This is a genomic window from Arthrobacter sp. BG5 (assembly GCF_056680155.1).
On sequence record NZ_CM155268.1, the window covers coordinates 336,204 to 353,774 of the forward strand.

A 17,571-nucleotide genomic window follows, 5' to 3' on the forward strand; every position below is an offset into this window, starting at 1 on the left:
CCTTCGCTGTCACCGGCACGCCACCGGCCCGGGACACTGCCCGGCAGCGTTCGACGGCGCCGGGCGGCCGGTAGGGTTTCCCCATGGCCCTGAATCTTCGTTCCCTCGGCAACGCCCTCCGCGGCACCCTGCGCTTCCTGGACCGGCTTGGCGGCGGCGCACCGCCCGCTGCCCGCCGCCCTGCCGGCAAGGCTCCGGGCCAGGCGCCCGGCAAAGCCCGCGGCAAGGCTCCTGCCCGGCAGCCGGCCCGCGTCCCCGGCGGCCTTACCGGCACGTACCCGGGCGACTTCCGGGGAACCGCCAAAGTGCAGTACAGCCCCAGCCCCAACGGCCGGCCGGAACCGGGTGAGATCGTCTGGACCTGGGTGCCGTTCGAAGAAGACAACACCCGGGGCAAGGACCGCCCGGTGCTGTTGGTGGGGAGCCACGGCCGCTACCTGCTGGGCCTGATGCTCACCAGCAAGGACCACGACGGCGACGAACGCCGCTCGGACGATTACGTCGACATCGGCACCGGGCCCTGGGACCGGCAGTGGCGCCCCAGCGAGGCCCGGCTGGACCGGATCCTGCAGATCAAGCCCGGGGACGTCCGGCGCGAGGGCGCGATTCTCGACGCGGGCCGCTTCGGGGACATCTCCTCGGCGCTGCGCGCCCGCCACGGCTGGTCCTGAACTGAAGGAAATCACCACCGGCTGCGCGTCTCTGCTACTATTGACAGCTGTGTGTCCGTGCAGGTCGACGGCCACAGATGGTTGGTCGCCATAGGTATCCCCACGCCGCTCAGTCAATGGCCAATCTGAAAGCCCTCTAGACCATTTTCCGCATTGAAAAAGAGAGTTCACACGTGGCTAATATCAAGTCCCAGAAGAAGCGCATCCTGACCAACGAAAAGGCTCGCCTGCGCAACAACGCAGTCAAGTCCGAGCTGAAGACGGCCATCCGCGCCGTCAACACCGCCGTTGAGTCCACCGACAAGGATGCCGCTGCTGCTGCACTGGTTACTGCCAGCCGGAAGCTCGACAAGGCTGTCAGCAAGGGTGTTCTTCACAAGAACAACGCTGCAAACCGCAAGTCCGCGATCTCCAAGAAGGTCAACGCACTCTAAGGTTTTCCAGTTCAACTGAACTGATGATTGTGGCCGGCACCCCCTGGGTGCCGGCCACAGCCAGTTAAGATGCCGGTCCGGACGCCGGTAACCACGACGCCGGTTCGGATGCCGGCAACGTGCCCGGGCGGCGCGGCAAGCCGCGGCCCGGCCCGCGTGGTCGGGCACCGGCCGCGCGCGGGCCGTCAGCGGCGGACCGCGCCCGCAATCACAGTGACGGCGTGCTCGACGGCGTAGACCGGGTCGCGGGAAAGCCCCTTGACCTGGGCGTCGGCCTCGGCCGTGACCTGGATGGACCGGACCAAGCCTTCCGGTGTCCAGCGCCGGACGTCACGCTGGGCCTGTTCCACGAGCCACGGCTGCATGCCCAGTTGCTTGGCGATCTGCGCGGACGAGCCCTGCGCCCCCGCCACCTTGGCCAGGGAGCGCAGCTTCGCGGCGAGGGCCGCCACGATGGGTACCGGGTCGGCGCCGGTATCCAGGGCGTGACGGAGGGTGGAGAGGGCCAGCGGCGCGTTGCCGGCCATGGCCGCATCGGCGACCTTGAAGGCCGTGGCCTCCACCCTTCCGCCGTAGTAGCGGTCGACCATTTCCGAATCCACACCCGTGGTGGCGTCGGCGATCAACTGGCTGCAGGCGGCCGCCAGTTCGGCCAGGTTGGCACCGACCGCGTTGACCAGGGCGTGAACGGCGTCGGGCTCAATCCGCCGGGAAGCGGCCTTGAATTCCGTCGTGACAAAGGCCACCTTGTCCGCGTCCTTCTTCAGCGGCTGGCAGTCGACGACTGGCCAACCGCCGGCCTTGATGGCATCGAGGAGCTTCTTGCCTCGCACTCCCCCGCCATGGCGCAGCACGAGCACCGCGTCCGGCTCGGGTTGGGCCAGGTATTTCAGGGCGTCGGCGAGGAAAGCGTCATTCATCGCTTCAAGGCCCTCCACCTCGATCAGCTTCTGCTCGCCGAAGAGGGATGGGCTCACGTTCATGGCCAGCGTGCCGGGTTCGTAGCCACCGGCGTTGAGCCGGGTGACTTCGACGTCGGGAGCCGCGGTGCGGACCTGTGAGCGGATCCGGTCCATGGCCCGGGACCCAAGGTAGTCCTCCGGCCCGCCGACCAACACCACCGGCGCCGGCGTCACGTCGCGCCAGGTGGCGGTCTTCGTCGCCGTGGTCCTGGTGCGTTGGGTCTGGGCAGCAGCCACTCGTGGTTCCTCCGGGAAGTTGGTTTGCAGACTCTAAGACTGCCACGGCGGGGTCGGTCCACCAAGCCACGGCGACCGGGCCGGTTCCCGGCACGGCCGCCGCCGGGCGCGAGGGCTTTACGGTCGAGGATTTCTGTGAGGAACAGCATGGTCCGTTCCTGCATTTTCCGCACCAGCCAGCCGGCCGCGGCGGGGTGGGTAGCGAGCCAGACGCCCGCCAGGGACAGTGCAGACAGCAGGGCCATGGTGCCCGAGCCGAAGGCGCCCTCCGGCCAGGGCAGCGCCGCCCCCGGGAGCCCCGCGAAGTAGCGGGCGACTCCAGCCACGCCGGCGGCGAAGATACCGGCAATGGTCATGGGCAGTGCCGCGAGGTCAGGGACCACGGGCACGAGCGGGACGGCTGCCGTGCCGGCCAGGGTCACCGGGGGCACCAGCGCGGCGGCAGCCAGGTTGGCGGGCAGCGCGTAGCTGGAGAACTGCGGCTGGAGCAGCACGATCACGGGACCGCAGAACAGTTGGGCGGACAGCGGAACAGCGACGCCGGCCGCCGCCCAGCGGGGCACAAGCGCGGGCAGCCAGCCCATCACCGGCCTGCCTGCCACAACGATACCGAGCGTGGCGAGGACGGAGAGCACAAACCCGAAGTCGGTGGCCAGCGCGGGGTCAGCCAGCAACAGCCCGGTCGAGGCCACGCACAGCAGGCTGAGTCCGCGGCCCGCACGGCCAAAGGCAAGCGCCCATAACCCCACCGTTCCCATCAGCGCGGCCCGAAGCACGCTGGCATCGGGTCCGACCATCAGCACGAACAGGCCCAGCCCGGCGAAGGCGAACGAAGCAGCCACCGGGCGGGGGAACCTCAGGCCGCGGGCCGCCAGCAACAGGGCCCCGAGGACCAGGCTGCAGTTGGCTCCGCTCACGGCCGTCAGGTGGGTCATCCCGACGGTCTTCATGGCAACGGCAAGCTCGGGGTCCAGCGCCCCGGTGTCGCCGGTCACCATTCCGGGCAGGAGGCCGCGCGCGTCACCGGACAGGCCGGCTGCGGCCGTCCGAAACCCTTGGCGCAGGCCTGCCGGACCGCGTTCCCAGCCGCCGGCGGATCCCAGCCGGAGCATGGCGGAGGAAGCCGAGAGTATGCCGGCTTCTGCTTCGCCTGCTTTGGCCGGTTGCAGCCGGCCCGTGATGCGCATCCGCTGGCGCGGCTCGGCGTGCTCCAGGTCGTCCCCGCCCAGCACGAGTATCTTGGAGCCGGCGTCCACCCGGATGCCGTCAAAGACGAGAACGCGCAGGGTCGCGGGCACCGCCCAACGGTCGGAAAGCCCCGAGCGGCCCGGGGCGGCGAGCCGCCGCGGGTCCCCGGCCACCTCCAGCTCCGCCACCACGGAGGCACGGTTGGCGACGGCCCGCGCCACCGCGCCGTCGTTCCGCTGTGCGGACGCGACCGCGGAGTGTGCTCCGGCGGCGCACGACAGCAGCAGCGCGAGGGCTGCGGTGGCCCGGAAACTTCGGGGCGCAGGTGTCCGGCGCCGGCCACGCGGCCCCAGCAACAGGGCGGCCGCCGCCGCCGTAAGTCCGGCGCACAGGACGCCAAGCGCGGCAGGGGCCAGCCAGGCGCCGGCCACCGCAGTCGCCCACACCAGCAACGCGGCAGGCACGAGCCGGACGTCGTACCGGCGACGCCGCCCCTGCGGGCCGGACGAGTCGAAGTCCAGCCGCCCACCGGCCCTGTGGCGGTGCAGAGCCTCCCGGACACGGTGGTCCAGGGCGGTCCGTGCCGGTCCACCCATCCGGGGGGCCGAAGCTGCGCGCGGAGCGGGCGGATCGTGGCTCCGGTCGATGGCGGCGGCTGCGGCGTCCCGGAATGCCTGCCAGCGCGGCTGCCGCCCGGTACTCACGTCAGACCTTCACCAGCGGCCGCAGGGCTTCGAGCAGCTTGGGGCCGATTCCGTCAACAGCATCGAGTTCCTGCACGCTACCGAAGCTGCCGTGCTGCTTCCGCCAGTCCACGATGCGCTGGGCCAGGACCGGCCCGACATGCGGCAGCGTGGCCAGCTCCTCGAGCCCAGCGGAGTTCAGGTTGATTTTCCCGGCCGGGGGTGGCGTCCCGCCGGGCGTTGCCGTGCCACTGGTGGAAGGGCCGCCGCTGCCGGCGGGGCCGGGGACAGGCTCGGCCGGGTCCGGGCTGCCGCGCTCCGGGACGAGGATCTTTTGGCCGTCCTCGATGACGGCGGCCAGGTTAAGCCGGTCGAGGTCTGCCGCGGGGGTGCTCCCGCCGGCTGCTTGGATGGCTTCGTGGACCCGGCTTCCGCGCGGCAGTTCCACCACACCGGCTCTGGCGACGGCGCCGGCGACGTGGACAACTATGGTGGCCGACGCCGTCGGGCCGGGGACGTCTCCGTCGGCGGGGGCGCCAGCGTCAGCTGCCCCGGCGGAACTCGCCTCCTCGGCCGGAGCACCCGCAGAACCGGAGCCGCCCGCGGCGTCCCACCCCTGGGCTTCGCCCAGAGGTTGCACCCGTGGCGCGCCGTCGGCCGGCTGCCACCAGAACCAGCCGCCCAGCAACACGGAGACCACCGCGATCAGCGCCGCGGCGCGCCGCCCGGTGCGCCACCGGAATACCGGGACCGCCGGAGCGCCGGGACCCGGTGTTTCGGCGCTGGGAGGGTCGGCCGCCGGCAGGTCGAGCAGCGCCTCTTCCGGCACCGGGCCAAGGCTGGCGGCCCACCGGTGCCGGGCCAGGCCCGGCCCCTCGCGGGGTCCGCTACGGGCACCGGCTCCCGGATATCGGCGCGACATGCAGCCAGCCTAGGCACCGGACCGTGCCGGCCGGCAGGCGGCGGAACCGCTATGTGGAAAGTGCGCCGGGTGCCCCGGCAGTCCCCGAAGCTCCGGCAGTCCCTGGCATCGGGGTGCTGCTCTCCCCCACAATCACCGCCAGCACCCCCAGCCCCGCGTGGGCAGCCAGCACGGCCGGCAGCGAACTAATCTGCGCCGGCGGGCACTCGGGCAGCAGCCCGGCCAGCCGGGACGCCAGTTGCTCCGCCTCGGCCCGGTTGCCGAAGTGGTGCACGGCGATCCGCGCCTCGCCGGGCGGCCGGGACAGCGCATCAGCGGCGGCGATTTCCTCCAGCCGGGCGATGGCGCGCGGCGCAGACCGGACTTTCTCCAGCGGCACCACCTTGCCGCCGTCGACCGCCAGGATCGGTTTGATCGAGAACATGGTGCCCCAGAGCGAGGCGGCCGCGCCGATCCGGCCTCCGCGGCGCAACTGCTCCAGGCTTGGCACATAAAAGAAAACTTTGGTGCGGGCCAGCCGTTTTTCGGCGAAGGCCCTGACCTCGTCCGCGCCCCGGCCATCGGCGGCCGCCACAACGGCGCTTTGCACGCCCATGCCCTGCGCCATCCCGACCGTGCGGGAATCCATGACCACCACCGGGATTCCCACTCTGGCCGCGGCGAGCCGGGCGGAGTCCGCGGTGCCGGAGAGCTCCCCCGAAATGTGCAGGGAGACCACGGATTCGAAGCCGCGTGCCGCCGCCGCGAGGTAGGCCTGTTCGAACTGGCCGGGTGAGGGCCTGGATGTCCGGACCGGGAGGCCGCTGGCCAGCGCCACGGCAATGGTGTCCGCGATGTCGTCCTCGCCCTCGCCGTAGATTTCGTCGCCCACCATCACGGGCATCGGAACCACGGTCACGCGGCCGTCGGCGCTGAAGTCGCGCACCCACGCCGCCGGCAGCGCCGCAGCGGAGTCCGTGACCACCGCTGTGCGGACGGCGACGGCGGGTACCGGTTCGGGCGCTGCGCCGGGCCGGGCGGCCTGGCGGAGCCGGATGAGGCGCTCGCGCAGCCACAGCCAGCCCGGGGGCTCACGGTCCGGCACGAAGCACCTCCTGGAAAGAGTTCCGGCCGCCGGCAACTGCCGGCGGCCGGTTCACAAACGGCCTGCCCGGCTACGCCGGGACGATGTTGACCAGTTTAGGGGCCCGCACGATCACGGTGCGGATCCCCCGGCCGTCCAGCGCACGCTGGACGTTCTCCGACGCCAGCGCCAGTTCGCGCAGCTCGTCCTCGGAGATGCCCGGGGACACCTCGAGCCGGTCGCGCACCTTGCCCTGGACCTGGACGACGGCGGTGACCGTGTCCTGCACCAGCAGGGCCTCGTCGTGCGCGGGCCAGCCGGCGTTGGCCACCGACGCAGGGTGTCCCAGCACGTTCCACAGGTCTTCGGCGGTGTACGGCGCGAACAGGCTCAGGATGACCGCTACGGCCTCCACGGCCTCACGGACTGCCGGGTCCGCGCCGCCGGCACCGGCGGCTGAGTCGATGGTCTTCCGGGTCGCGTTGACCAGCTCCATCAGCTTTGCCACCACCACGTTGAACTTGTTGTGGTCCAGCAGGGCCTGCGCGTCGGCGATGGTGCGGTGGGTGACGGTGCGCAGGGCACGGTCGCCGGTGGCGAAGTCGACGCCGGGTTCGCTGCTGACGTCCTGGCCGAGCCGCCAGGCGCGGGCCAGGAACTTCGCGGAGCCCGACGGCGACACGTCCGCCCAGTCGACGTCGTCCTCCGGCGGGGAGGCAAAGATCATGGTCAGCCGCACGGCGTCGACGCCGTACTTGTCCAGCTGCTCGCCGAGGTCCACACCGTTGCCGAGGGACTTGCTCATCGCCTTGCCGCCGTTGAGCACCTGGCCCTGGTTCAGCAGCGCCCGGAACGGTTCGTCGGCCTCGATCAGGCCCAGGTCGTGGATGACCTTGGTGAAGAAGCGGGCGTACAGCAGGTGCAGGATGGCGTGCTCGACGCCGCCGACGTACTGGCCCACCGGCATCCAGTCGTTGATCTTGGCCGGATCGAACGGGCCGTCGGTGTACTGCGGGGAGACGAAGCGCAGGAAGTACCAGGACGAGTCCACGAAGGTGTCCATGGTGTCCGTGTCGCGCTTGGCCGGGCCGTGGCAGCTGGGGCAATCGACGTTGACCCAGGCTTCCGCGGCGGCCAGCGGGGAGGTGCCCTTCGGGGACAGGTCCTCGCCGCGCAGGTTCTCCGGCAGCGTCACCGGCAGCTGGTCGTCCGGGACCGGGACTTCGCCGCAGGCCGGGCAGTGGATGATCGGGATGGGGGTGCCCCAGAACCGCTGGCGGCTCAGCAGCCAGTCACGCAGGCGGAAGTTCACGAACTTCTCCCCCGTGCCCTGCTGCTCCAGGATCGTGATGGCGGCCGGGATGGCCTCCGCCTTGGGCAGTCCGTCCAGGGCGCCGGAGTTGATCAGGGTGCCCTCGCCGGTGGTCGCCGTGCCGGACACGGCAGGGTCTTCCTCGCCGGTGTCCAGCACTGCCCGGACGGGCAGGTCGAAGGTTTTGGCGAAGTCCAGGTCACGCTGGTCGTGGGCCGGCACAGCCATAATGGCGCCGGTGCCGTAGTCGGCCAGAACGTAGTCGGCGGCCCAGACCGGCAGCTTCTCCCCGTTCAGCGGGTTGATGGCGTAGCGGCCGGTGAAGACACCGGTCTTCTCCCGTTCGGTGGACTGGCGCTCAATCTCGGACAGCGCCTTGACCTGCTCGCGGTACGCGTCCAGGGCGGCGGCGTGTTCGTCGGTGACCAGTTCGACGGCGATCGGCGCGTCGGCGGCGACCACGAAGAACGTCGCGCCGTACAGGGTGTCCGGGCGGGTGGTGAAGACGGTAACGTCCTTGGCGGGCTTGCCGCCGTCGGCCTCGACCACAAAGGTGACGTGGGCGCCTTCGGACCGGCCGATCCAGTTTTTCTGCATGGCCAGGACCCGCTCGGGCCAGTGCCCGCGCAGCTCGTCCATGTCGTCCAGCAGCCGGTCGGCGTAGTCGGTGATCTTGAAGTACCACTGGTTCAGCGACTTCTTCGTCACGGCGGTGCCGCAGCGTTCGCAGGCGCCGTTGACGACCTGCTCATTGGCCAGCACGGTCTGGTCCTTGGGGCACCAGTTCACCGGCGAATTCTTGCGGTAGGCCAGTCCGCGCTCGTAGAAGCGCTTGAACAGCCACTGGGTCCAGCGGTAGTACTCCGGATCGGAGGTGTGCAGCCGGCGGGACCAGTCCGCGGAGATGGCATAGCGCTTGAAGGACGCCGCCTGGGTGTCGATGTTGGCGTAGGTCCACTCGCTGGGGTGCGCGTTGCGCTTGATGGCCGCGTTTTCCGCCGGCAGCCCAAAGGAGTCCCAGCCGATCGGGTGCAGCACATCGTAGCCCTGCTGGCGCAGGTAGCGGGCGACGACGTCGCCCATCGCGAACGCTTCGGCGTGGCCCATGTGCAGGTCGCCGGACGGGTACGGGAACATGTCCAGCACGTAGCGGCGTTCCTTCGAACCGTCATCCAGGGGCGTGAAGACCTTGAGGTCCTCCCAGACCTGCGGCCATTTGGCCTCCATGGCGGCGAAGCTGTAGGCGCCCTCCTCGGGGCCTTCGCTCGCGACGGCTGCTGCTGTTCCGGTTTCTGTCTCCGGCTGAACGCTCACTGCTGGCCTCTTCTGTTCTTTCGATCTTGTCGGATCAGGACTGTCCCGCCTGATCCCTTGGTCCCCTGCTGAGTTCCGGTAACTGTCCCGGACACACAAAAGCCCCTCGACACGGAGGGGCTGCCGCTCGGCAATCCGGGTTTTCGCCGGGATGCCGGGCGGCTAGCTAAGCAGGAGGATCGCACGCATACGACTACTTTAGCGCACCCTCTATCTAACACACGCTAGTCGCCACGAGCGGCTGAAGTACGGACGCAGCGAAGAGGGAGGCCGCACCCCGCCAGGGTGTGGTGGGCACCGCGAAGCGGGCAGGGCGGGTGCGGCCTCCCTCGACAGGGGTGGGACTTACTTCACGTCCTCGTCGACCCAGTCCATGGACTTGGTGACGGCCTTCTTCCAGAGGCGCATCTGGCGCTCCCGTTCGGCCTGGTCCATCTGCGGCTCCCAGCGCTTGTCCTCGGACCAGTTGGCGGAGCATTCGCCCAGGTCCTTCCAGAAGCCGACGGCGAGCCCGGCGGCGTAGGCGGCACCGAGCGAGGTGGTCTCGACGACCTTCGGCCGGATCACCGGGACACCCAGGATGTCGGCCTGGAACTGCATCAGCGCGTCGTTGGCAACCATGCCGCCGTCGACCTTGAGTTCCGTCAGCGGTACGCCCGAGTCGGCGTTGACGGCGTCGAGCACTTCACGGGTCTGGAATGCGGTGGCCTCCAGCGCAGCGCGGGCGATGTGGTTCTTGTTCACGAACCTGGTTAGGCCGACGATCGCGCCGCGGGCGTCGGAGCGCCAGTACGGCGCGAACAGGCCGGAGAACGCCGGCACGATGTACACGCCGCCGTTGTCTTTGACCGCGGCTGCCAGCGTTTCAACTTCCGGGGCGCTGCCGATCATGCCCAGGTTGTCACGCAGCCACTGGATGAGCGAGCCGGTCACGGCGATGGAGCCTTCCAGGGCGTAGTGCGGTTTGGCGTCGCCGAGCTTGTAACCGACGGTGGTCAGCAGCCCGTTCTTGGAGTGGACGATTTCCTCGCCGGTGTTGAAGATGAGGAAGCAGCCCGTGCCGTAGGTGTTCTTGGCCTCGCCGGTGTCGAACGCGGCCTGGCCGAACGTTGCCGCCTGCTGGTCGCCGAGGATGCCGGCGACCGGCACTTCACGCAGCAGCTGCGAGGTGTGGACTGTGCCGTAGACCTCGGAGGAGGACTTGATGGCGGGCATCATGGAGGCCGGAACGCCGAACGCGTCGAGGATTTCCTGGTCCCAGGACAGCGTCTCGAGGTCCATGAACATGGTCCGGGACGCGTTGGTCACGTCGGTGACGTGGACACCGCCGTCGGTGCCGCCGGTAAGGTTCCACAGCACCCAGCTGTCGGTGTTGCCGAAGACCAGGTCGCCGGCTTCTGCCTTGGCCCGGGCGCCCTCGACATTGTCCAGGATCCACTTGATCTTGGTGCCGGAGAAGTAGGTGGCCAGCGGCAGGCCGACCTTCTGCTTGAAACGCTCCAGGCCGCCGTCTTTGGCCAGTTCGTCGACGATCGGCTGGGTGCGGGTGTCCTGCCAGACAATCGCGTTGTAGACGGCCTTGCCCGTGGTCTTGTCCCAGACCACGGCGGTTTCACGCTGGTTGGTGATGCCGACGGCGGCGATGTCGTGGCGGGTCAGGTTGGCCTTGGACAGCGCCGAGGCGATGACCTCGCGGGTGTTGTTCCAGATCTCGGCGGGGTCGTGCTCCACCCAGCCTGCCTGCGGGAAGATCTGCTCGTGTTCCATCTGGCCGGATGAAACGATGTTGCCGCTGTGGTCGAACACGATGGCGCGGGTGCTGGTGGTTCCCTGGTCAATGGCGATTACATACTGGTTCACGTTGACGTCCTTGTCTGTTGGGCCTGGCGGTTGAAGTGATGCGTTCGAACGGGTGGTGTTCAGGGGTTCTCTGCTGCAGGATCAGGCTGCGGCGGTGGCGATGATCGGCACCACGGCCGCTACGATGCCGGCGAGTCCGCCGCCGACCAGCGGTCCGACGACCGGGATCCACGAGTAGCTCCAGTCCGAGGACCCTTTGCCCTTGATGGGCAGCAGGGCGTGGGCGATGCGCGGGCCAAGGTCACGGGCGGGGTTGATGGCGTAGCCGGTGGGGCCGCCGAGGGAAACGCCGATGCCGACAACCAGCAGCGCCACAGCCAGCGGGCCGAGGCCCGAGGGCGTGCCGCCGAAGGTCAGGATGACAAAGACGAGCACGAAGGTGCCGATGATTTCCGTGATCAGGTTCCACGGGGTTGAGCGGATGGCGGGTCCGGTGGAGAACACGCCCAGCTTGCTGGCGGGCTCGGGTTCGACATCGAAGTGCTGCTTGTGGGCCAGCCACATCACGACGGCCCCGAGGAAGGCGCCCAGCAGTTCACCGCCGAAGTAGGTCAGGGTGGAGCCGAAGTCGACCGCGACACCGGGGGCGTACTCCTTCTTGCCATTGAGCAGCAGGCCGAAGGTGACGGCCGGGTTCAGGTGCGCCCCGGACTTGGCTGCAACGAAGACACCGGCGAAGACGGCAATGCCCCATCCCCAGGTGACCATCAGGAACCCGCCGTTGTTGCCCTTCGTGCCTTTCAGCGCGACGTTGGCCACAACGCCGCAACCCAGCAGGGTCAGCATTGCGGTACCGAATACTTCGGACAGGAAAACTATTCCAAGAGACATCTTTGACTCCTCTATTTTCTGTTGTCAGCCCTTCGCGAGTTTTGAAGGGCCGTTGGGCCGGCAGCGTGTTCGCGCTGCCGGCCGGCCACTGCGGGGTTCCCCTGGGAGGAACCCCGCAGCCCTTGTGTCCGGGAGGACCAGCCTCCGGACACGCAAGTTGTTAGGCGACCAGGCTGTGCACCTGGACGCCGTGGAACCGGTGGAGCACCTCCTGGGCGTGGTTGATCTCGGCCGTCCGGGTCGCAGCGTCCCAGCCCAGCGGCCCGGACAGGACCTCGGCAACCTCGTTCAGCAGTTCACCGGTCACGAGTCCGCGGAACGCGAGCGAGGTGCGGCGGATCAGCACGTCCACCAGGTGTCCGAGCTGCTCGTTGGCTGCCATGAATTCCAGCTCGCGCACGCTCAGTTCCCGGGTGGAGTGCAGCAGCCGGTCGGGCCCGGCGTCGAGGTAGGCCATCACGTCCACCGCGCGGGTGCCGTAGCGGGTCAGCAGCCCCGCGGTGCGGTCCGCGTCGCGCCCGGACCCCATGTGGGCCTTGATCCAGCGCTGTACGCCGTCCTCGGTTTCCGGGAAGCCGGCGCCGCCGCCAATGGCGAGCTTTGCCGTCGAGACTTTGCGTTCGAGGCCGAGTTCGGCGAGGACGTCGTTGCTGAGGTGTTCGGCGAGGGCCCGGAAGGTGGTCCACTTGCCGCCCACCAGGCTGAGCACGACGGCGCCCCGCTGCCCGGTTGCGCCGGCATCCCCCTGGCCGCGGCCGCGGGCGGGGCCGCGGCGTTCGATCCGGTAGTCGCGGCTGACGAATCCGGGCTGGGTGGCGTCGTGCCTGGGCAGAGGACGGACACCGGAGAAGGTGTAGACGATCTGCTCGCGGTCCACCGCGACGTCCGGGAAGACGTGTCCGATGAGGTCGAAGAAGTAATCGATCTCTGCGTCGGTGCAGACGGTGTCCTCGGACAGGTCGGCGTCGACGTCGGTGGTGCCGACCAGCACACGGTCGCCCATGGGGTAGATCAGCACGATCCTGCCGTCGGTGTGCTCGAAGAAGATCTCCCGGCCCTGGCAGGCCTCAAGCAGGCCGGGGTGGTCCAACACAATGTGGGAGCCCTTCGTCCCGCCCATGAACGCCGACTCGGCGCCCATGGCCTGGTTGGTCAGGTCCACCCAGGCACCGGTGGTGTTGACGACGACGTCGGCGCTGAAGTCGAAGACGTCGCCGGTGAGTTCGTCGCGGAGCTGGACCGTACCGGACTTCCCGCCCCCGGCAGCCCCGCCGTCCATCGACACCAGGGAGAGGTAGTTGGACGCACGGGCACCGTTGCCGCCCGCTTCGCCGGCTTTCTCACCGTCCTGGAGCACGTCCAGGGTGAGCCGTTCCGGGTTGTGTACCGAGGCGTCGAAGTAGGTCGCGGCGTACTTGATGCCCGGGTGCAGCCGGGGCAGTTCGGCCAGCGCGCGCTTGCGGCCGCGGAACTGGTGGCGCGGCACGGTGCCGCCGTCGCGGGAGAAGAAGTCGTACATGCCCAGGCCGAGCTTGATCAGGAAGGCGCCGCGTTCAGTGTGCTTGCCCTGCTTGTGGGTCAGGAACCGCAGCGGCGCGGCGAGGATGCCGGAGAACGTGCTGAAGATGGGGATGGTGGTCTGCAACGGCTTCACGTAGTGCGGGGCGATGCGCAGAAGCCTGTTGCGCTCGACGACGGACTCCTGGACCAGGCGGAATTCGCCGTTTTCCAGGTACCGGATGCCGCCGTGGATCATGTGCGAGGAGGCGCCGCTGGCGCCCTGGCAGTAGTCGCCGCGTTCGACGAGGGCGACGTCGACGCCCTGCAAGGCAAGGTCGCGGAAGGTTCCGACTCCGTTGATACCGCCGCCGATAATAAGCACCTGCGCGTGGGGCCTGTTCCGCAGCTGCTGCACGGAAGTGCGCTGAGTGCCGGACGCCGGGTTGCCCGGTGTTGCCTTGTTTCCCAAAACTGCTCCTTGGGGCTTGGTGCTGTGCGGCGCGCCCACCGGGCCCGCCGCCGTTCAACACTATTCTTTGGACTAATGGAAAATGGAGTCAAGCACTATGCACAAACGTGCAGAACGGATCTGGAATGTCGCCAACCCGCCCGTCCGACGCCCTCCGCGCCGCTCAGTTGTATTACCTGCAGGACCTGACGATGGACGCCATCGCACGGGAGCTCCGCACCTCCCGCTCGACCGTCTCCCGGCTCCTCTCGGCTGCCCGCGAATCCGGCCTGGTGCAGATCCAGATCCGCAGCCCGCTGGACACCGGCCCCGAACTCGCCAGCATGATCCGCGCCCAATACAAGGTCGACGTTCACGTCGTCCCGGTCGTGGACACCCTCAATGAGGCGGAGACGCTGGACCGGGTGGCGATGCAGGCGGCGCGCACCATCGGCCCCCTGGTGGACTCGAACGCCATCATCGGGGTGGCGTGGGGTTCCACGCTGAGCGCGGTCAGCCGGCACCTGACCCGGAAGATCACGCACGACAGCATCATCGTCCAGCTCAACGGCGCCGGAAACATGCAGACCACGGGCATTACCTACGCCTCGGACATCATGCGCCGGTTCGGCAGCGCCTACGGCGCCCGGGTGGAACAGTTCCCGGTGCCGGCGTTCTTCGACCACGCCGCGACCAAGAAGGCCATGTGGAATGAACGCAGTGTTCAACGCATCCTGCAGCTGCAGTCCCGGATGAGCATCGCCATTTTTGGGGTGGGATCGGTCGACGCCGACTACCCCAGCCACGTCTACGCGGGCGGCTATCTGGACGAGGACGACCTGACTGTGCTGGCGGAGTCCGACGTCGTCGGCGACGTGGCGACGGTGTTCTTCCGCGCCGACGGATCATCCGATGGCATCACGCTCAATGAACGTTCCACCGGACCGGACCTGGCACAGCTCCGACAGGTCCGGCGCCGGATCTGCGTGGTCTCCGGCGCGTCCAAGATCAACGGGCTTCGCGGCGCGCTGGCCGCGGGCCTGGCCACCGACCTCATCCTCGATGAGGCCAGCGCCCGGCGGCTGGTCAGTGCCGAGGGCCTGTCCTGACGGCCCGGTGCCACCGCCCGGAACGCCGGAATGGGTAGAGTCGTTGCTATGAGACTTTCCCCCCGGTTGACCCTGAACAACGGTGTGATGATGGACCGTCTCGGGTTCGGGCTCTATAAGGTGCCGCCCGCCAACGCCGCCGGGCTCGTGACGATGGCGCTGGAGGCCGGTTACCGGCACTTCGACACTGCGGCGATGTACGGGAACGAGACGGGCGTGGGACGGGCGATCGGGGCGCTGTCCGCCTTCGACGGCTCCGCCGGCGGCTCCGGTGAACTGCACCCCGCCCTTGCCCGGGAGGACATCTTCGTGACCACCAAGCTCTGGAATGACGACCAGGGCTACGACGCGACGCTGCGGGCCTTCGACACCTCGATCGCCAAGCTGGGCCTGGAGTACGTGGATCTCTACCTGATCCATTGGCCGTGCGCCCGGCGCGGGCTCTTCGCGGAGAGCTACCGTGCCCTCGAGACGCTGTACCGGGAGGGAAAGGTCCGCGCCATCGGGGTGTCCAACTTCCAGCCCGCCCACCTGGACCGTCTGCTCCAGACCGCGGAGGTAGTGCCCGCGGTCAACCAGATCGAGCTGCATCCCTGGCTGCAGCAGGCCGAGCTGCGTTCCCTGCATGCGTCACTGGGCATCACCACCGAGGCCTGGAGCCCGCTGGGGCGGGGCCAGGTGCTGCAGGACCCGGTGGTGCTGGAGCTCGCCGCGGCTCACCGCCGTACCGCCGCGCAGGTGATCCTGCGCTGGCACCTGGAACTGGGCAACGTGGTGATTCCCAAGGCCAGCTCCTACGCCCGGATCCGCGAAAACCACGACATCTTCGGGTTCAGCCTCAGCCCCGCGGACCTGGATGCCCTCGCCGGCCTGGACCGGGGGGTCCGCACCGGCTCCAACCCCGACGACGTCAACTAGGACCCTTAACGAATGGAACACGTGGCCACCGAGCCCTCTCCCCCCTCTCCGCTGCTCAGCGCCGAACTCGACACCCGCAGCAGCGCTTCCGCGGTGGACCTGAACGGCACCCGGGTCGCCTACTGGAGCTACGAACCGGTCCGTGAGACCGCTGCGACCCGGACGATCCTCGTGATCCACGGCTTCCGCGGCGACCACCACGGCCTGCTCCGGGTGGTGGACCAACTGCCCGAAATGCGCCTCATCATGCCGGACCTCCCGGGATTCGGCGTTTCCAGCGCGTTCCCCGCCGGCGGGCACAGCGTCGGCAGCTACGGCCACTTCATCAGCGACTTCATGGCTGCCCTCGGACTGGGCCCGGACACCGTCCTGCTGGGCCACTCCTTCGGATCAATCATCGCCAGCCATTTCGTGGCAGACCACCCCGGCGCCGTGGCCGAACTGGTCCTGATCAACCCCATCGCCGCGCCGGCGCTGGAGGGGCCCAAAGGGCTCATGACCAAAGCGGCCGTGCTGTACTACGAGGCGGCCGCCCGGCTCCCCCGCGGACTCGGGAACGCGCTGCTGCGCAACCAGCTGATTGTCCGGGTGATGAGTGAGACCATGGCCAAGACCCGGGACAAGGAGCTGCGGCGGTTCGTCCACGCCCAGCACAGCGCCTACTTCTCCGCTTTCGCCGACCGGGACAGCCTCCTCGAAGCCTTCAAGGCCTCGGTCAGCAGCAACGTCGCGGAGGTGGCTCCGCGGCTTGCCCTGCCGGTATTGCTCGTCGCCGGCGAGAAAGACGAGATCGCCACCCTCCCCGACCAGCACAAACTGCTCCCGCTGCTGCCGGACGGCACCCTCGAAGTCATTCCCGGCGTCGGGCACCTCATCCATTACGAAACCCCGGAACCCGCCGCGGGCTTCATCCGACGCTTCCTGAAGGACCACGCCGCGTGAAAATCCTCATTGACGCCCGCTTCACCAGGCTTGACCACCACGACGGCATCAGCCGCTACGGCGCCAGCCTCATCGCCGCCACCGCCAAGATCGCGGACGTCTCGATGCTGATCAGCGACACCCGCCAGCTCGCCCTGCTGCCGGACGTGCCCTACACCCTGATCAACAGCCCGCTCTCACCGGCCGAGTTGTTCGTGGCGGCCAAGGTCAACCCGCTGGGGGCCGACGTTGTGGTGTGCCCGATGCAGACGATGGGCAGCTGGGGCCGGAAGTACGCCCTGGTGCTGACCCTGCACGACCTGATCTACTACGAGCACCCCGCACCTCCCGGCTTCCTCCCGGCCCCGGTCCGGGTCCTCTGGCGGCTCTACCACAAGGCGTTCTGGCCGCAGCGGGTGCTGCTGAACCGGGCGGACGTCGTCGCGACCATCAGCTCCACCACCGAGGCCCTGATGGCGAAATACCGCCTGACGAAGCGACCGGTCCGGATTGTCGGGAACGCCCCGCAGCCCGGGCTCACGCCGCGAGACCCGGGTGCCGGCGCGGACAAGACGTTGCTCTATATGGGCTCCTTCATGCCCTACAAGAATGTCGAGACGATGGTCAGGGGCATGGCTGAGCTACCCGAGATGACCCTGCACCTGCTGAGCCGGATCACGCCCGAACGCAGGGCCGAGCTGGAGGCGCTTGCCCCGGCGGGCGCCAGCATCGTGTTCCACAACGGCGTGACGGACGCCGAGTACGAGGAGTTGCTGGCCCGCACCACCGCCCTGGTCAGCCTTTCCAGGGCGGAGGGCTACGGCCTGCCCCTGGTCGAGGCGATGTCGCACGGCACGCCGGTGATCGCCAGCGACATTCCGATTTTCCGCGAGGTGGGCGGGCACGCGGTCAGCTATGTTGATCCGGACTCCCCGTCCGCGTTTGCCGCCGCGGTACGCGCCCTTGAAGAGCCGGAACTCTGGAAGGACCGCTCCAGCCGTTCCGTCCAGCGCGCCGCCGAGTTCAGCTGGGATGCCTCCGCGCGCAGGTTGCTGGCGGCCGCCGAGGAAGCCGTGGCCCTGCGCGCCCGGAAGAGCCGGTAACCTCCGCCGTTTCGATGGTTCCGCGCCCACTCGATGTGAGCGGATGCCTTGTGCGCAGGGAACCGTCGAGCGGCGCCTGTCTGCGGGAGGCCAGC

14 protein-coding genes are annotated in these 17,571 nt (G+C 68.9%); 6 read left to right on the forward strand and 8 right to left on the reverse strand.

Translation table 11 applies throughout. The annotated features are described in order from the left end of the window. Window positions 1-83 precede the first annotated feature (83 nt). Both AC1MBE_RS01480 and rpsT read left to right on the forward strand, forming a co-directional pair. Window positions 84-671 carry a type II toxin-antitoxin system PemK/MazF family toxin gene (locus tag AC1MBE_RS01480; RefSeq protein WP_479780337.1) on the forward strand — a complete coding sequence of 196 codons (588 nt, stop codon included), beginning with the start codon at window positions 84-86 and terminating at the stop codon, window positions 669-671. A 173-nt stretch (window positions 672-844) separates the two neighbouring features. Further along, entirely contained in the window at window positions 845-1,105 is a 261-nt protein-coding gene (gene rpsT / locus AC1MBE_RS01485) for a 30S ribosomal protein S20 (RefSeq protein WP_056739236.1), read from the forward strand. A 185-nt stretch (window positions 1,106-1,290) separates the two neighbouring features. On the opposite strand, the gene holA is transcribed toward rpsT, so the two are convergent. The 8 genes from holA to AC1MBE_RS01525 all read right to left on the reverse strand — a co-directional run bounded on the left by holA (window position 1,291) and on the right by AC1MBE_RS01525 (window position 13,446). Continuing rightward, window positions 1,291-2,304: a DNA polymerase III subunit delta gene (holA, locus tag AC1MBE_RS01490; RefSeq protein ID WP_479780338.1), complete on the reverse strand. Its 1,014-nt coding sequence runs from the start codon at window positions 2,302-2,304 to the stop codon at window positions 1,291-1,293. Beyond that, the gene (locus tag AC1MBE_RS01495) at window positions 2,238-4,196 is read right to left on the reverse strand and encodes a ComEC/Rec2 family competence protein (protein WP_479780340.1); all 1,959 of its coding nucleotides are present in this window, start codon (window positions 4,194-4,196) and stop codon (window positions 2,238-2,240) included. Before AC1MBE_RS01495 ends, holA begins: the two co-directional genes overlap by 67 nt. Before the next feature lies 1 nt (window position 4,197). After that, entirely contained in the window at window positions 4,198-5,097 is a 900-nt protein-coding gene (locus tag AC1MBE_RS01500; protein ID WP_479780341.1) for a ComEA family DNA-binding protein, read from the reverse strand. Window positions 5,098-5,146: 49 nt separating this feature from the next. After that, on the reverse strand, window positions 5,147-6,181 hold the full coding sequence (locus tag AC1MBE_RS01505) for a DegV family protein (protein ID WP_479780343.1): 1,035 nt from the start codon (window positions 6,179-6,181) through the stop codon (window positions 5,147-5,149). 70 nt (window positions 6,182-6,251) lie between these two features. Further along, window positions 6,252-8,786: a leucine--tRNA ligase gene (leuS, locus tag AC1MBE_RS01510; protein WP_479780345.1), complete on the reverse strand. Its 2,535-nt coding sequence runs from the start codon at window positions 8,784-8,786 to the stop codon at window positions 6,252-6,254. A gap of 345 nt (window positions 8,787-9,131) precedes the next feature. Beyond that, window positions 9,132-10,646 (reverse strand): glycerol kinase GlpK, encoded by a 1,515-nt coding sequence (gene glpK / locus AC1MBE_RS01515; RefSeq protein ID WP_479780347.1) that lies wholly within the window; start codon window positions 10,644-10,646, stop codon window positions 9,132-9,134. A gap of 81 nt (window positions 10,647-10,727) precedes the next feature. Beyond that, on the reverse strand, window positions 10,728-11,477 hold the full coding sequence (locus AC1MBE_RS01520; protein ID WP_346960188.1) for an MIP/aquaporin family protein: 750 nt from the start codon (window positions 11,475-11,477) through the stop codon (window positions 10,728-10,730). Between the two features lie 160 nt (window positions 11,478-11,637). Next, window positions 11,638-13,446, reverse strand: coding sequence for a glycerol-3-phosphate dehydrogenase/oxidase (locus tag AC1MBE_RS01525; RefSeq protein ID WP_479780349.1), 1,809 nt, complete (start codon window positions 13,444-13,446; stop codon window positions 11,638-11,640). Between the two features lie 125 nt (window positions 13,447-13,571). On the opposite strand from AC1MBE_RS01525, the gene AC1MBE_RS01530 reads away from it, so the two are divergent. Genes AC1MBE_RS01530 through AC1MBE_RS01545 form a run of 4 tightly spaced genes read left to right on the forward strand, consistent with a single transcriptional unit; the run spans window position 13,572 to window position 17,476 of the window. Beyond that, on the forward strand, window positions 13,572-14,534 hold the full coding sequence (locus tag AC1MBE_RS01530; protein ID WP_479780350.1) for a sugar-binding transcriptional regulator: 963 nt from the start codon (window positions 13,572-13,574) through the stop codon (window positions 14,532-14,534). A gap of 48 nt (window positions 14,535-14,582) precedes the next feature. After that, window positions 14,583-15,452, forward strand: coding sequence for an aldo/keto reductase (locus AC1MBE_RS01535; protein ID WP_479780351.1), 870 nt, complete (start codon window positions 14,583-14,585; stop codon window positions 15,450-15,452). A 12-nt stretch (window positions 15,453-15,464) separates the two neighbouring features. Further along, window positions 15,465-16,394, forward strand: coding sequence for an alpha/beta fold hydrolase (locus AC1MBE_RS01540; protein ID WP_479780353.1), 930 nt, complete (start codon window positions 15,465-15,467; stop codon window positions 16,392-16,394). Next, window positions 16,391-17,476, forward strand: a complete 1,086-nt coding sequence (locus tag AC1MBE_RS01545) for a glycosyltransferase family 4 protein (RefSeq protein WP_479780354.1) — start codon at window positions 16,391-16,393, stop codon at window positions 17,474-17,476. Before AC1MBE_RS01540 ends, AC1MBE_RS01545 begins: the two co-directional genes overlap by 4 nt. The last annotated feature ends 95 nt before the right edge of the window (window positions 17,477-17,571 follow it).

Excerpts from the sequence above, each read along its gene's own strand:
- AC1MBE_RS01540 (WP_479780353.1), top strand. The coding sequence starts at position 15,465 with ATGGAACACGTGGCCACCGAGCCCTCTCCCCCCTCTCCGCTGCTCAGC.
- AC1MBE_RS01535 (WP_479780351.1), top strand. The coding sequence starts at position 14,583 with ATGAGACTTTCCCCCCGGTTGACCCTGAACAACGGTGTGATGATGGAC.
- AC1MBE_RS01480 (WP_479780337.1), top strand. The coding sequence starts at position 84 with ATGGCCCTGAATCTTCGTTCCCTCGGCAACGCCCTCCGCGGCACCCTG.
- AC1MBE_RS01530 (WP_479780350.1), top strand. The coding sequence starts at position 13,572 with ATGTCGCCAACCCGCCCGTCCGACGCCCTCCGCGCCGCTCAGTTGTAT.
- AC1MBE_RS01520 (WP_346960188.1), bottom strand. The coding sequence starts at position 11,477 with ATGTCTCTTGGAATAGTTTTCCTGTCCGAAGTATTCGGTACCGCAATG.
- AC1MBE_RS01500 (WP_479780341.1), bottom strand. The coding sequence starts at position 5,097 with ATGTCGCGCCGATATCCGGGAGCCGGTGCCCGTAGCGGACCCCGCGAG.